Below are 13,789 nucleotides of genomic sequence, written 5' to 3' on the forward strand. Positions count from 1 at the left end.
TCAGCTGCGACAATGCGGCCTGCCTGTTTCTTCGGCAAACTCTCCCGGGTTCTGCTGTGAATGCATTCATTTACAGAATTGAAAAAATGTAATATTGTAAATTCCACAACAGTCAAACTGTGTGCGGCGGTATGCAGAAAACCTTCATCGGCCCCCAGTTGCGTCGCCTGCGTCAGGAACGCGGCGAAACCCAGGGCGCCATGGCGCGCACGCTGGGTATTTCCGCCTCTTACGTCAACCTGCTGGAAAACAACGAAAGATCGGTCTCGGTCCAGGTGCTCCTGCGCCTGATGGAGGAATATGGCGTCGATTGGCGCGACCTCGCCGATGACCAGACCGGCTCGATCCTCGCCGATCTGCGCGCCTGCCTGCAGGACCCGATCTTCGCGGGCAGCCGACCGGACCTCGCACAACTGCGCGCCGCCGTGGTCCATGCGCCCGACCTCGCCGCCGCCTTGCTGCGCCTGCATCGTGCCTATGGCTCGGCGATCGACCGTCTGTCGGCCCTGTCCCAGGGCACGCTCGACACGACCGGCAGCCCCGAAGCTTCGGTTCACATGATCTTCCGCCGCAACCGCAACCATTTCCGCGAGCTGGAAACGGCGGCCGAAGGCTTCTGGCAGGGCGGACCGCCCGACCGTGACGACATCTACGCCAGCCTCAAGGCCCGCCTGCGCGACCGGCTGGGCGTCGCCGTGCGCCTTGCGCGGGTGGAAGACATGCCCGGCGCCCTGCGCACCTATGACGAAACCCGGCGCGAGATCCTTCTGTCCGAGGCGCTCGACCACCCCAACCGCAGCTTCCAGCTCGTCCACATGTGCGCGCTGATGGAATGGCGCGGCCTCTTGGACGGGCTGATCGAAAAAGCCGCCCTTCCCGACCCCTCCGCCGCCAGCCGCCTGCGGGTGGAACTCGCCAACTACTTCGCCGCCGCCGTGCTGATGCCCTACGATGCCTTCCTGGCCGAGGCACGGGCCACGAAATACGACTTCGACCTGATGGCCACCCGCTTCGGCGTCAGCTTCGAACAGGCCTGCCACCGCGCCACCACCTTGCAACGCGAAGGCGCGCAGGGCGTGCCCTTCTTCTTCCTGCGCATCGACAAGGGCGGCAACGTCACCAAGCGCTTCAACGCGACCGAGTTTCCCCTGGCCGAATACGGCGGCGCCTGCCCGCGGCTCGACGTGCACACCTCGTTCCGCACGCCGGGCCGCATCGTGCCGCAATTCGTGGAAATGCCCGACGGCAGCCGCTTCTTCGTCGTCTCGCGCACGGTGGACCGGCCCAGCTGGTTCCGCCACGCGCAGGACAACCGCCTGGCCGTCGCCATGGGCTGCGCCATCGAACACGCCTCCCAGATCGGCTATGCCGAAGGCCTGTCGGTCTCCACCGCCCGCATGACCCCCATCGGCATCAACTGCCGCATCTGCCCGCGCACCGGCTGCGACCAGCGCGCCCACCAGGCGGTCATCGACACCCGCCCCGTCGATGTCCGCCGCCGCGGCGCCACCCGCTTCGACGGCTAGCCCGCCCGGCCGAACACCATCCGCTCCACAAACCCGTTGCGTAACCTCCCCGCCGGATCATGCGCCGCCACCAGATCGCGGAACTCGGCCATCCGCGGATAGCGCGCCGCGATTTGCTCCGGCGCCATGGTCGTGACCTTGCCCCAATGCGGCACCGCCCCCAGCGGCGCCAGATCGGCCTCCAGCGCCGGCAGCACCGCGCGGATCGCCTCCCAATCCCGGCGAAAGGTGAAATGCAGCCCGAAATAGGGCTCGCCCCGGCTCGGGCTCAGCCACAGCCCGTCGGCCGCCACCGTCCGAACCTCCGACACCATCAGCACCGGCGCCAGCCGGTCGCCATGCCGCCGCAGGACCGCAATCGCCTGCCGCGCCCTGTCGCGCGGCAGGAAATACTCCGCCTGGATTTCCGCGCCATTGCTCGGCACCACATCGGGCCGGAAATGCGGCAGCCGTTCGTGCCACGGCCCCGCAACCCCCATCTGCACCGTGCAACTCTCGGCCGGCGCGCCGGGCAGGGGGTGCTGCGCCGCCTCCGCGGCCCTCGCCCCGAAGATCTCGTTCGGCGGTGCGCCGGCCGCCCGCACCCGGTCCTTCACCCAGACGGCATGGGCCCGCGCGCCCTGCCAGCCGGTGAACACGCTGACGCTGGTTCCCGCAGCGAACACTGCCTCGAAGGCTTCGGCCAGAACGTCATGCGACAGCCCAAGGTAAACCGTCTGCCGCACATCATAGGTCGGCTCGATGTCCAGCGTCAGGCGCACCATGACGCCCAAAGCCCCCAGGTTCACCACCGCCCCGGCAAAGGCATCCTCCCCGCGCGCCAGCCGCAGCACCTCGCCGCGCCCCGTCACGAACTCGATCGCCGCCACCGCCGTGGCCAGGTTCCCGATGCCAGAGCCCGACCCATGCGTCGCCGTCACAACCGCCCCGGCGACCGAGATATGCGGCAGCGAGGCCATGTTGGCCAAGGCCCAGCCCTGCGCCTGCAACCCGCGCGCCAGATCGGCATAGCGGATCCCCCCGCCCACGGTGACCTTGCGTCGCTCCGGGTCAATCGCCTCGATGCCGCCCATATCCTCCAGCGAAAGGTGGATGCCTGCGGTATCGGCAATGTCGCTGAAACTGTGCCGCGAGCCCAGCACCCGCAGCCGGTCGCTGGCCGCGACGATGTCCTGCACTTCGGCCACCGATCCGGCGCGCCGAAACCCCGACGCGCCATATCGCAGGTTGCCGCCCCAGTTCGTCTTCATCCTACCCCGTCCCGCTGCCATTCCCACCCCATCGCCGGCCGCCCGGCCAGGGCTTTACTCCGGAGCCACAACCACCCCGGTCCCCCAGTCGACGCAGCGCCGCGCCAGATCCTCGGGCAGCGGGCGGTCGGTAAACAGGCAGTCCAGCTCCGACAGCGAGGCCAGCCGCGCCGGGGCCGACCGGCCCAGCTTCGAATGGTCCGCCACCAGAAAGACCCGCCGCGCCTGCCGGATGATCGCCTTCGACACCCGCACCTCGGCCAGGTCGAAATCCAGCAGATCCCCGTCGCCATCCAGCGCCGAACAGCCGATCACCGCAATGTCCACCTTGAACTGTTCAAAGAACTGCGTGGTCAGCTCACCCACCAGCCCGCCATCGCTGCGCCTCAGTGCGCCGCCCGCCACGATCACCTCGCAGGACGGGTTTGCCACCAGGATGTTGGCCACATTCATGTTGTTGGTGATGACGGTGATGTTGCGATGCGACAGCAGCTCCCGCGCCACCGCCTCGGTCGTCGTCCCAAGGTTCAGGATCAGCGAGCTGTTGTCCGGCACCGCCGCAGCGCAGGCCCGGGCAATCGCCGCCTTGGCGGCGTCATGCATCCGCCGCCGCTCCTCATAGCCGATGTTCGCCACACCCGTGCGCAGCACCGCCCCGCCATGCACCCGGTCCAGAAGGCCGCTGTCGGACAACTCGGTCAGGTCGCGGCGGATGGTCTGCAAGGTCACGTCGAACCGCCGCGCCAGATCCTCCACCACCACGCGCCCCTCGGCCTTGGCAATGTCCAGAATCTCGGTTTGCCGAAAGCTCAGGGCCACGCGATCCGTCCTTCCCGCCCCGCCGGGGCCTTCCTGCCATCTTTGCAAGGCCGCCGCGCGCTGTCACCCCCGGTTCCCCCTGCCGCAGGCCGAAATCGCGCGATTCCTCCGGTCTGCTGCTTTGCGATGTTCGTTTTTTCACATTTCGCGCAAAAACGAATATTGTCATTGACCGGGGCAGGGATTGCGTCCACCGTCCCGCGGACACTCCCGCGGGAAGGCGCAGCGCGTGACGGCGACAGATCTCTTCATCATCGGTGGCGGCATCAACGGCTGCGGCATCGCCCGCGATGCCGCGGGCCGTGGCCTTTCCGTCGTTCTTGCCGAACAGGGCGATCTGGCCCAGGCCACCTCCTCGGCCTCGACCAAGCTCTTTCACGGCGGCCTGCGCTATCTCGAATACTTCGAATTCCGCCTCGTGCGCGAGGCGCTGCACGAACGCGAGACGTTGCTCGTCGCCATGCCGCATATCTCCTGGCCCATGCGCTTTGTCCTGCCGCTGCACCAGGACATGCGCTTCGACAGCGAAACCCCGACCTCGCGGCTTCTCAGCTTCGTCATGCCCTGGATGAAGGGCCGCCGCCCGGCCTGGCTCATCCGGCTTGGCCTGTTCCTCTACGACGCGATGGGGGGCCGGAAAATCCTGCCCGCCACCCGATCGGTCGATCTTGCCACAGACCCCGCCGGCAAGCCGCTGAAGCCGGGGTTCCACAAGGCCTACGAATACTCCGACTGCTGGGTCCAGGACTCGCGCCTTGTCGTGCTGAACGCCCGCGACGCCCAGGCGCGCGGCGCCCGCATCCTGACGCGCACCCGCGTCAGCTCGGCGCAGCGCGAAGGCGATCTCTGGCGCGTGGAAACCGAAGGCCCGGACGGCCCCGCCACCCATTTCGCCCGTGCGCTGGTCAATGCGGGAGGGCCATGGGTCGAAGATGTGATCCGCAACGTCGCGCGCATCAACTCCAGCGAGGGCGTCCGCCTCGTCCGCGGCAGCCATATCGTCACGCGGCGGCTCTTCGATCACGACCGCTGCTATTTCTTCCAGGGCTCCGATGGCCGCATCATCTTTTCCATCCCCTACGAAGGCGATTTCACACTGATCGGCACCACCGACAAGGATCATACCGCCGCCCCCTCCGAGGCGCGCTGCACCGATGAGGAACGCGACTATCTCTGCGCCTTCGCCAGCCAGTATTTCGCCAGGCCCGTCACCCCGGCCGATGTGGTCTGGACCTATTCCGGCGTGCGCCCGCTTTACAATGACGGCGCCAAGTCGGCCACGGCGGCAACGCGCGACTACGTCCTCAGCCTCGACACCACGGGCGCACCGCTCCTGAACGTCTTTGGCGGCAAGATCACCACCTACCGCCGCCTTGCCGAACACGCGATGGAAAAGCTCTGCCCGGTGCTGGGCGCCAAGGCCGGCCCCTGGACCGCCCGGGTTGCGCTTCCCGGCGGCGATTTCCCGACGGATGGCGTGCCCGCGCTCATTGCCGGCCTGCGCCGCGACTATCCCTTCCTCGATGACTTCTGGGCCGGCCGCCTCGTGCGCGCCTATGGCACCGAGGCGCGCGCGATCCTTGGCCCCGCGAAAACCGCCGCCGACCTCGGCCGCGCTTTCGGTGCCACCTTGACCGAAGCCGAATTGCGCTGGCTCATGTCACGGGAATATGCCGTCGAAGCCGCCGATGTGGTCTGGCGCCGCTCCAAACTCGGGCTGCGCCTCACCGCCGAAGAGATCGCCGCCATCGGCAGCTTCATGGCCACGGAACGCGACAGGCTGTCCGCCAGCTAGGGTCGCCGGAAGGGAAGGGGGGGTAGGACATGCAGCAGGGCGCCCCGTCGGCCCGGCAGGGGAACGTCAGGCAGAAGTTAAGTCCAAGTTAATGCGCCTTCTCAACGCATTGAAATCATTGACTCCACCAAAGCGTCCGAGCTCGGACGCCTCAACAAAGCCGGGGGGACCATGACCTATATCCTCGCCATCGACCAGGGCACCACCTCGACCCGGGCCATCGTCTTCGACCCCGCCCTCAGGGTCATCGCCTCCGCCCAGCAGGAGTTTCCCCAGCACTTTCCGGCCTCCGGCTGGGTGGAACACGACCCGGCGGACCTGTGGTCCACCACCGCCGCCACCGCCCGCGCCGCCATCGAAAAGGCCGGCCTCCACGGCCCCGACATCGCCGCCATCGGCATCACCAACCAGCGCGAGACCACCCTGGTCTGGGACCGCGCGACCGGCGAGCCCATCCACCGCGCCATCGTCTGGCAGGACCGCCGCACCGCCCCCACCTGCGACCGCCTCCGCGCCGAGGGGCTGGAGGCCACGATCACCGCCCGCACAGGCCTGCTTCTGGACCCCTACTTCTCTGCCACCAAGGTCGCCTGGATCCTCGACCACGTCGAAGGCGCCCGCGCCCGCGCCGCCCGGGGCGAGCTGGCCTTCGGCACCGTGGACAGTTGGCTGATCTGGAACCTGACCGGAGGAAAGGTCCACGCCACCGACGCCACCAACGCCGCCCGGACCATGCTCTACGACATCGGCCGGGGGCAGTGGGACGAAGACATCTGCCGGGCGCTCGACATCCCCCTGTCCCTCTTGCCCGAGGTCCGCGACTGTGCCGCCCCCTTCGGCACCACGCGCCCCGACCTCTTCGGCCACCCCATCCCGATCCTCGGCGTCGCCGGCGACCAGCAGGCCGCCACCGTGGGCCAGGCCTGCTTTGCCCCCGGCATGATGAAGTCCACCTACGGCACCGGCTGCTTTGCCCTCCTGAACACCGGGTCGGACATGGTGGCCTCGAAGAACCGGCTCCTGACCACCATCGCCTACCAGCTGGACGGCAAGCCGACCTACGCCCTCGAAGGCTCGATCTTCATCGCCGGCGCCGTGGTCCAGTGGCTGCGCGACGGGCTGAAGATCATCCGCTCGGCCTCCGAGACCCAGCCCCTCGCCGAAACCGCCGACCCGAGCCAGCGGGTCATCCTGGTGCCCGCCTTCACCGGCCTCGGCGCGCCCTACTGGCGGCCCGACTGCCGCGGCGCGATCTTCGGGCTGACCCGCAATTCCGGCCCCGCCGAACTCGCTCGCGCCGCCCTGGAAAGCGTGGGCTTCCAGACGCGCGACCTTCTGGAGGCCATGCGCGCCGACTGGACCGCCGCCGCCCAGGGCGTCCTGCGGGTTGACGGCGGCATGTCGGCCAGCGACTGGGCCATGCAGTTCCTCTCCGACATCATCGGGGCCGAGGTGGACCGGCCGCAGGTGCTGGAGACCACGGCCCTGGGTGCCGCATGGCTGGCCGGGATGCAGGCAGGCCTTTGCCCCGGACCAGAGGCGTTCGCCCGAAGCTGGGCCCTGGACCGGCGCTTCCTTCCGGCCATGCCCGCCGCCGAACGCGCCGAGGCCTATGCCCGCTGGCAACGGGCCGTCCACGCCACGATGCAGGCGTGAAGCCAGATGCTCCTGCCTTGAAGAAAGGGCTGCCTTCTCTTGGACCGGCGTGGTCGGACACCGGCACTATGTCCACGCCGGACGCGACACGGGCTGGTCAGAACCGGGTCAGCCGAAGGACCACGGCTTCAGGCTCACGCTGGCCCTCTGACAGGAACAGACTTCGGTTCAGCGCCTCATGCGCGGCAGCTGCGGTTTCGAACCGGATCACGGTCCGAAAGTAGACAAGGGCCGGATCGACCCGTTCCCCGCGCATCAGCGCCGCCATCACCTCGGGTGCGGCATGGCGCAGACCCTGGCTATCGACCCGGATGAGCGCGCCGTCTTCCGCCCGGATGACGTAGCGCGCGTGGATGCGGGTCAGGCCATCGGCGCGGATGCGCTGTTCATCGGCCCCACCCGGCAGGATCGTTCCCACCAGGCCCGGGCCACTGACCGTGCCGCCCAGGATGGGCACGATGCGAGCCTCTCCGAAGCCGTCATTGCCCAGAATGACGGGACTGCCCACCTGCACGCGAAACTCGGCAAAATGGGTCATGCGACCACCTCCATGGCTCCGATGATTGGCGGTTGGCCGTTCAGCACCTCGACCGAAAAGCCCGACAGCCGCTTGTAGTGCTCCGCATGGGCGGCAAGTTTTGCGCGCGGCAGGATCGGTTCCAGATCGTCGAACACGCCGCCGCACAGGTCCTCGACCATTTGCATCACCGCGTCCGGGCCCTTGCCGCGGTTGGCGCGCAAAATGCCCTCTGCCCTTGGGCGCATCACGGCCTCGTAGGCCAGAAGGGCGTCGCGGGTGGTCCCGTGATCGCGGACCGCTGCGCCAAGCTTTCGGGCGTCGATGATCGCCTGTGTCGCGCCGTTCGAGCCGACCGGATAGGTGGCGTGGGCAGCATCGCCCATCAGCGTGACGCAGCCTTGCGTCCAGGAGGGAAGCGGCTCGCGGTCGACCATCGGGTATTCATAGACCACCCCCGACGCGCGGATCAGGCCGGGGCAATCGACCCAGCCGAAATCCCAGCCCTGGAAGGCCGGCAGGAAATCCGCCTTGTCGGCCGGGCGGTTCCAGTCGCCCTTGGCAAGCACGCGGGCAGGGTCCACCCGCATCTCGGCAATCCAGTTGATCGTGGCGAGGCCCGTCTCCGGGTCTTCGGGCGTCAGGGGATAGGCCACAAACCGCTGGGTGTCATGGCCGGCGAGGAACATGGCATTGCCGCCCAGAAAATGCCGGCCGGGCGAGGTGCCGCGCCACATGATGGCGCCGTTCCAGATCGGTTCCCCTTCATGTGGCACCATCTGCTTGCGGATTGCCGAATGGATGCCGTCGGCGGCGATGGCCAGATCGCCGGAAACCCGCCTGCCATCGGTCAGGATCAGCGTTGCGCTCCGATCATCCGTTTCGAACCCGGCAACAGCCGCATCCGTTTCGACCACCTCGCCCGCCCGGTCCTGCAACGCCTTCAGGAGCAGCATCTGGAACTGTCCGCGATGCAGCGAGAATTGCGGCCAGGCATAGCCCGCGGCCAGCCCGCGCGGCTCGACCCAGATGGGCAGGCCGGTCTTGGTGTAGAAGCCGTACTGCCGGGTGCGGATGCCGATCCGGTCAAGTTCAGCCTCCAGTCCCAGGTCGAAGAGCTCTCGGACGGCATTGGGCTGGATGTTGATCCCGACGCCCAGGGGGCGAAGGCCGGCCACCCGTTCGTAGATGCGGAAGGGCAGGCCCAGCTGGTGCAGGGTCAGCCCCAAGGTCAGTCCGGCAATGCCTGCCCCGGCAATCAGGATCATCTCTCTCCCACGCCCGCTCAGACGGGCGCCTCCCATAGCTCGATATAGACATGCGCCTCGTCGCCGGCTTCGGCCAGTGCCGTGCCGAAATAGACGGCATCCCCCAGGGCCCGGTGCGGCCCGTCGGCAACCTCAAGGACAGCCCGTGTGCGGCCGGCATAGCTGCCATCGGGTTGCGGGACCATGCGACCGGCATTGGTGACCATGATGGGGGTGCCGTCGTCGAGCTCCAGGCAATAGCGGGCCTCGATCTCGTAGGCGCCATCGGGCAGCAGGACGGCAAAATCCGCACCACCGGGAAGGATGCGCGCCGACCAACCGGCGCCGCGCGCCACGCCCCCTTCGATGGGAAACATGGCGCGGACCTTGCCGTTGCCCGTGGCAAACTCCAAGGCCGGCCCAAGATCGGCGCGGATCACGCAGGCCCGCCGGACCATTGGCTGACCCGGCGAAGTTCGGGCGCCAAGTGACGTGATGTCCTCGACCGGAACGTCAGGCGGCATTCTGTGTCCTTCCTTTCCTGATTGCCGGCGCCCGGGCCGGCCCTTTGGGCTGTGGCATCCGCACGCTCACGCCCGCGACTCCTTCCGCCGGGGATGATCGACGCAGGCATCGGTGAAAAGCAACCGGATGAGAGGCGCGAACTGCGCCTGCAGAACGGCCTCGTGTTCGGCCAGGGTCCGCTCTTCAGATGTGATCAACTGGATGAAGCAGGGCATCCAGCGATCGATCAGCAGCTCGGCCAGGAACTCGGGCGGGCAGTCGCGCCCGGCCCTTGTCTGCAGGTCAAGCTCGCTCAGGAACCCGGCGAGGAACATCTTCAAGGCGTCGGAGACATTTCGGTACTCGCGCGACAGGGCGGTGTCGGGCTGCCGGATGGCCGCGGCTTCCGCATGGCGCCAGACACGTTTCCCCGCCACATCCAGGGTTCGCGACGACACGCGAAGGAACAGGGCGACGACCAGGCTGACCAGATCGGCCCCGTCCTGCCATTGCTGGCCCCTGTCGCGTTCGCGTGCTTCCCGGGTCCCCTCCGAGATCATCGCGATGAGGATCCCGTCCTTCGATCCGAAATAGTTGAAGAGGGTCGGCGCGGACACCTCCGCGGCTGCGGCGATGTCGGCCATCGTCGTGGCGTCGATGCCCTGTGCCGCGAACAGCTCCCTCGCGGCCGCGATGATCTCGTCCCGCCGCCGGGCCTTCTTTCTATCGCGCAGGCCGGGCTTGGCGCTGTCTGCCAGGTATTCCATCCGACGTGGCCAGAATGATTGATATGATAAAAAGTTTTATGGAATGAACAAATTTGTCAATCCCCTTTGGGGCATTCGCAAGAGTGACCGCGGTGATGATGCCGAATGGGACACCACAGCCCTGACAGCCGCGCACGTTCACCGCCCCGATCACACGAGAGGTGGAACGAAAGATGGCGCGCGGGTGAGCCGAAGCTGCCGCGGTACGGGCCATTCCGACACGACGGAACGGGAAATGTTCCGACGTGAGAGTCGCGGAAAGCCGCAGCATGCGCCGACCTGCAAGCGCAGGCGGATCAGGGAAGCGGGAAAAGCAGACACACTGGCGGCTCAGCGCAGTGACCGACCAGTCATGTCCGTAGCATTCCATCAGTTTTTCATGGCAAATGGTGCTGCAAGAGAGGATTGAACTCTCGACCTCTCCCTTACCAAGAAACAGGTCTCTCGTCAACCTGTTGATTTATTTGCAATAAATCACTCCCTGACCAATCCCTATTGACGGTTTGGCCAGGGTGGTTGCGTATTGCAAGGTTTAGCGAACCAAAGGGCATCCCTTTGCGTAAGGCGCGTTGCTTGCTGGCTCTGGTGCCGCGATGCCAAGTGGTAGCCAGTTGAACCCGGCTTTGAGCCGCTTGCCCGACGCCTCGCCTGACGATCCCTGGCACCGCGCGCCCGTGCAGCCCACGCCGCGCCACTGGAACCTCTCTGCCGTGCTGGCGGTGCCGATCATCTTCGCCGCCGGTGTGCTGGTTGGGATGGTGATGTGATGCGCGTGCTTGTCGCCTGCGAATACTCGGGCCGGGTGAGAGCCGCGTTCCTTGCTCGCGGGCACAACGCATAGTCATGCGATCTTCTGCTAACCAAAGCTCCCGGCCCTCACTGCCAGGGGGACACACGCGACGGGCTTGGCGATCGGTGGGATTTGATGATTTGCCACTCGCCCTGAACTGACCTTGCTGTCAGCGGGGTGCGGCACTTCGAAGCCCAACGCGCGGAAGGGCGGCAGCAAGCGGCGCTCGACTTTGTGTGGCTCCTGTTCCACCCGCCTGTTCCGCGCATCGCGCTGGAAAACCCGGTCAGCATCATTGGCAGCGCAATCCGCAAGCCTGACCAGATCATTCAGCCATGGCAATTCGGGCACCGCGAAATGACGGCGACTTGTCTGTGGCTCAAGGGTCTGCCGCCGTTGGTGCCCACCGATATTGTCGGGCCACCGCCTGTTGGCCGCATAGAGAGCCGGTCATGGGAGGTTGTCCACCGCATGCCGCCCGGCCCGGATCGATGGAAGGCCAGGAGCCGCACATGTCTAGGCACCGCCGCCGCGATGGCCGCACAATGGAGCCTGACATGACCGATTGGACGAAAGACGATGGCGGGCCGCGCCCGGTGGAGCCGGAACGCCGCGCCAATGCACCTTCGAAAAGGGCGGCATCTATTGCGAGTGGGTCGCGGCCACCCCGCAGGCATATCTCGATGCCTTGGCCGCCAAGGACGCTGAGACAACGCGGCGGACAGGGCCCCTTTGCCTCTCGTGCCGCCGGGTTTTGCCGGACTCACGTGATCGCCCTCAGTCGCCACAGGATTGCCCCTCGCCCTATGCTTGCACCATCGGCATGACCGTCGAGGAGGCATGGGCACATTGTTGGAAGATTGCACATGACCAGCCCGCCGAGAGCGCCCGGCTGATCCGCGGGCGTGACGCCGCCGAGGCGTGCTGCCGGTTTCGTCGACACGAAGACAGGATGGTGACCAAGGAACTGGGGAGTGGATGCGACGAGACGGAAGTTCAGCCATGGGTTCAGGCTCGGGGCCGTAGGGCTGGTAACGGACTGGGGCGTCGCGGTGGCGCAGGCCACCCGATCCGCTTCTTCATGACAGCGGGCCGGGTCAGCGACTACACGGGTGCGGTAGCCATGTGGGGCGGCCTGCCGAAGGCGGAATGGCTGCTGGCCGACGGGGGCCATGAAGCCAATGGGTTCAGAGATGCGTTGAAGGAGAAGGGGGTTAGGCCCTGCAGCCCAGGCCTGAAGTCACGCAGCGAACCCGTAAAGCACGATGAACGCCGCTACAAACGTCCCAACAGGATCGAAATCATGTTCGGAAGGCTCAACGATTGGCGAAGGGTCGCCCCACGCGAAGACCGATGCCCGAAGGTCTCTCCATCCGCCGTAGCCTTCGCTGCCACCGTCATGTTCTGGCTTTGAAACGAGAACCAGTCCTGTCCCCAAGATGTATGTCCAGACAGCTTGACGTCCGTGTGCGATCGTCGCGGAATCTAAGAGCGCGGCGGCGGATGGGATCGCGTTCTAAGTGCGGTGAATATTTTGGCAGACGATGGTGCGGAATCCCGCCGCAGTGCCGCAAACTTGGTCTTTGCAAAAGTTTTGTGTCGGCCTAGGCCCTGATTCTACAAGAGTTTCGTCAGAAACTTGTTGCTGGCTGCCCTGCCCGAGGTTAACAGAAACCTAATCGAGAGTTGGCGGAATAGCGGTCGAGCGAATCGACCTGGATTGGTCCTTTGTCGGAGTTGTATCCATGGCAGTAGACGAATACTCGAGCATTTCCGACGTACGGGCGGGCATAAGCAACCTGGTTCCTTTCGGAGCCATCGTTGATCGGATCCTTGGTGAGCTGTCCGTCACGGATGGCGAACCCATCTCCATCGACACCCTGGGGCCGGGGGATGCGAAGGCTCCTGAGAGCGATATGGTTGTGTGGCAGCGGGCCGACGGCACGATCGCCATCAGCGTGACAGGCTCTGACAACCGTTACACCTTCGGCACGCAATCCGATGACACCGTTCTTTCGAATGGAATGGTGAACGATCTGGTCATGCTTGGCGGCGGCAAGGACATCGCGCTGGGTGGATCAGGAAACGATTCGCTTTACGGTGGGAATGGACGAGACGTCCTGTTTGGCCAGGATGGCGATGACCAGATATATGGCGGCAATGGAAACGACGCCCTGTCCGGTGGCGCCGGGGCTGATGCGCTTTATGGTGGCGTCGGGGTCGATCGTCTGTATGGCGACGAAGGGGCTGACACGCTCTATGGCGGCGACGGTGCAGACGCGCTGTTCGGCGGGGGTGGTTCCGACCAGATGTACGGCGGTGGGGATGGCGACCGGATGAGCGGCGGCGACCAGTCTGACGTGATGTTCGGTGGCGCCGGAAGCGACACAATGTGGGGTGATGGCGGCCTGGATACACTATATGGTGGGTCCGGAATGGATACCCTGTCGGGCGGTGACGGCAGTGACTTGTTGTTCGGCGCCGCCGATGACGACCTGCTGCGTGGTGATGCCGGTCTCGACACCCTGTATGGCGGCGGCGGGAACGACACGTTGTACGGTGGTCTTGGGGCCGATGCTCTTTACGGCGGCGCAGGCAATGATCTGCTGGTCGGCGGTGGCGCTTCTGACAGCCTGTTGGGTGCTGATGGTGACGACAGATTCCTGGCTGGGGCGGGCGATACCGTCAGCGGCGGGGCCGGCTTCGATATTGTGGAGATCGGCGCCCAGGAATCCGATGTGACCGTAACGACAGTGGGCGCGCGGACATTCATCACCTTCTCGGACGGATCGATCGTCACTGTCCAAGGCGTCGAGCAGATCGACTTCGATGACGACGATCTGAGCCTCTAGTGCAATGAGCCGCCTTCCGATTGGGAGGCGGCTTTCCATTGTGGTTATGGGTGAAGTTTAGTTTGC

At 66.1% G+C, this 13,789-nt stretch carries 12 protein-coding genes and 1 pseudogene; 7 read left to right on the forward strand and 6 right to left on the reverse strand.

Going from position 1 to position 13,789, the window contains the following annotated elements; genetic code table 11:
- The first annotated feature begins 131 nt into the window (after positions 1 to 131).
- Positions 132 to 1,526: a helix-turn-helix domain-containing protein gene (locus JO391_RS00325; RefSeq protein WP_220662244.1), complete on the forward strand. Its 1,395-nt coding sequence runs from the start codon at positions 132 to 134 to the stop codon at positions 1,524 to 1,526.
- On the opposite strand, the gene JO391_RS00330 is transcribed toward JO391_RS00325, so the two are convergent.
- Together JO391_RS00330 and JO391_RS00335 are read right to left on the reverse strand one after the other, a co-directional pair.
- Complete coding sequence (locus tag JO391_RS00330; protein WP_220662245.1) at positions 1,523 to 2,776, reverse strand: FAD-binding protein; 1,254 nt, start codon at positions 2,774 to 2,776, stop codon at positions 1,523 to 1,525. The two genes, JO391_RS00325 and JO391_RS00330, sit on opposite strands and share 4 nt — an antisense overlap.
- A 54-nt stretch (positions 2,777 to 2,830) precedes the next feature.
- Positions 2,831 to 3,595 carry a DeoR/GlpR family DNA-binding transcription regulator gene (locus JO391_RS00335; protein ID WP_220662246.1) on the reverse strand — a complete coding sequence of 255 codons (765 nt, stop codon included), beginning with the start codon at positions 3,593 to 3,595 and terminating at the stop codon, positions 2,831 to 2,833.
- 229 nt (positions 3,596 to 3,824) lie between these two features.
- On the opposite strand from JO391_RS00335, the gene glpD reads away from it, so the two are divergent.
- The gene (gene glpD / locus JO391_RS00340; RefSeq protein WP_220662247.1) at positions 3,825 to 5,390 is read left to right on the forward strand and encodes a glycerol-3-phosphate dehydrogenase; all 1,566 of its coding nucleotides are present in this window, start codon (positions 3,825 to 3,827) and stop codon (positions 5,388 to 5,390) included.
- A 171-nt stretch (positions 5,391 to 5,561) separates the two neighbouring features.
- Complete coding sequence (glpK, locus tag JO391_RS00345) at positions 5,562 to 7,046, forward strand: glycerol kinase GlpK (RefSeq protein WP_220662248.1); 1,485 nt, start codon at positions 5,562 to 5,564, stop codon at positions 7,044 to 7,046.
- Between the two features lie 97 nt (positions 7,047 to 7,143).
- On the opposite strand, the gene JO391_RS00350 is transcribed toward glpK, so the two are convergent.
- The 4 genes from JO391_RS00350 to JO391_RS00365 all read right to left on the reverse strand — a co-directional run bounded on the left by JO391_RS00350 (position 7,144) and on the right by JO391_RS00365 (position 9,958).
- On the reverse strand, positions 7,144 to 7,584 hold the full coding sequence (locus tag JO391_RS00350; protein ID WP_220662249.1) for a DUF3237 domain-containing protein: 441 nt from the start codon (positions 7,582 to 7,584) through the stop codon (positions 7,144 to 7,146).
- On the reverse strand, positions 7,581 to 8,831 hold the full coding sequence (locus JO391_RS00355) for a flavin-dependent oxidoreductase (protein ID WP_220662250.1): 1,251 nt from the start codon (positions 8,829 to 8,831) through the stop codon (positions 7,581 to 7,583). Before JO391_RS00355 ends, JO391_RS00350 begins: the two co-directional genes overlap by 4 nt.
- Positions 8,832 to 8,848: 17 nt before the next feature.
- Complete coding sequence (locus JO391_RS00360; protein WP_220662251.1) at positions 8,849 to 9,334, reverse strand: DUF3237 family protein; 486 nt, start codon at positions 9,332 to 9,334, stop codon at positions 8,849 to 8,851.
- Between the two features lie 66 nt (positions 9,335 to 9,400).
- The gene (locus JO391_RS00365; RefSeq protein WP_375155677.1) at positions 9,401 to 9,958 is read right to left on the reverse strand and encodes a TetR/AcrR family transcriptional regulator; all 558 of its coding nucleotides are present in this window, start codon (positions 9,956 to 9,958) and stop codon (positions 9,401 to 9,403) included.
- 716 nt (positions 9,959 to 10,674) lie between these two features.
- Here JO391_RS00365 and JO391_RS00370 point away from each other — a divergent pair.
- The 4 genes and pseudogenes from JO391_RS00370 (at position 10,675) to JO391_RS00385 (ending at position 13,723) form a co-directional block, all read left to right on the forward strand.
- The gene (locus JO391_RS00370; RefSeq protein ID WP_220662253.1) at positions 10,675 to 10,848 is read left to right on the forward strand and encodes a hypothetical protein; all 174 of its coding nucleotides are present in this window, start codon (positions 10,675 to 10,677) and stop codon (positions 10,846 to 10,848) included.
- A 200-nt stretch (positions 10,849 to 11,048) separates the two neighbouring features.
- Positions 11,049 to 11,432 (forward strand): hypothetical protein, encoded by a 384-nt coding sequence (locus tag JO391_RS00375; RefSeq protein WP_220662254.1) that lies wholly within the window; start codon positions 11,049 to 11,051, stop codon positions 11,430 to 11,432.
- 499 nt (positions 11,433 to 11,931) lie between these two features.
- Positions 11,932 to 12,285, forward strand: a pseudogene (locus JO391_RS00380) (transposase); the annotation flags it as partial.
- A gap of 331 nt (positions 12,286 to 12,616) precedes the next feature.
- A complete protein-coding gene (locus JO391_RS00385; RefSeq protein WP_220662255.1) occupies positions 12,617 to 13,723 on the forward strand; it encodes a calcium-binding protein in 1,107 nt (368 codons plus the stop codon).
- The last annotated feature ends 66 nt before the right edge of the window (positions 13,724 to 13,789 follow it).

It is taken from the genome of Neotabrizicola shimadae, assembly GCF_019623905.1.
Classification (GTDB): Bacteria; Pseudomonadota; Alphaproteobacteria; order Rhodobacterales; family Rhodobacteraceae; genus Neotabrizicola; species Neotabrizicola shimadae.

Bases quoted from the DNA above. Each gene is read 5' to 3' on its own strand.
- JO391_RS00325 (WP_220662244.1), top strand. From the start codon at position 132: ATGCAGAAAACCTTCATCGGCCCCCAGTTGCGTCGCCTGCGTCAGGAA.
- JO391_RS00370 (WP_220662253.1), top strand. From the start codon at position 10,675: ATGCCAAGTGGTAGCCAGTTGAACCCGGCTTTGAGCCGCTTGCCCGAC.
- JO391_RS00360 (WP_220662251.1), bottom strand. From the start codon at position 9,334: ATGCCGCCTGACGTTCCGGTCGAGGACATCACGTCACTTGGCGCCCGA.
- JO391_RS00330 (WP_220662245.1), bottom strand. From the start codon at position 2,776: ATGAAGACGAACTGGGGCGGCAACCTGCGATATGGCGCGTCGGGGTTT.
- JO391_RS00355 (WP_220662250.1), bottom strand. From the start codon at position 8,831: ATGATCCTGATTGCCGGGGCAGGCATTGCCGGACTGACCTTGGGGCTG.
- glpK (WP_220662248.1), top strand. From the start codon at position 5,562: ATGACCTATATCCTCGCCATCGACCAGGGCACCACCTCGACCCGGGCC.
- JO391_RS00350 (WP_220662249.1), bottom strand. From the start codon at position 7,584: ATGACCCATTTTGCCGAGTTTCGCGTGCAGGTGGGCAGTCCCGTCATT.
- JO391_RS00365 (WP_375155677.1), bottom strand. From the start codon at position 9,958: ATGGCCGACATCGCCGCAGCCGCGGAGGTGTCCGCGCCGACCCTCTTC.
- JO391_RS00385 (WP_220662255.1), top strand. From the start codon at position 12,617: ATGGCAGTAGACGAATACTCGAGCATTTCCGACGTACGGGCGGGCATA.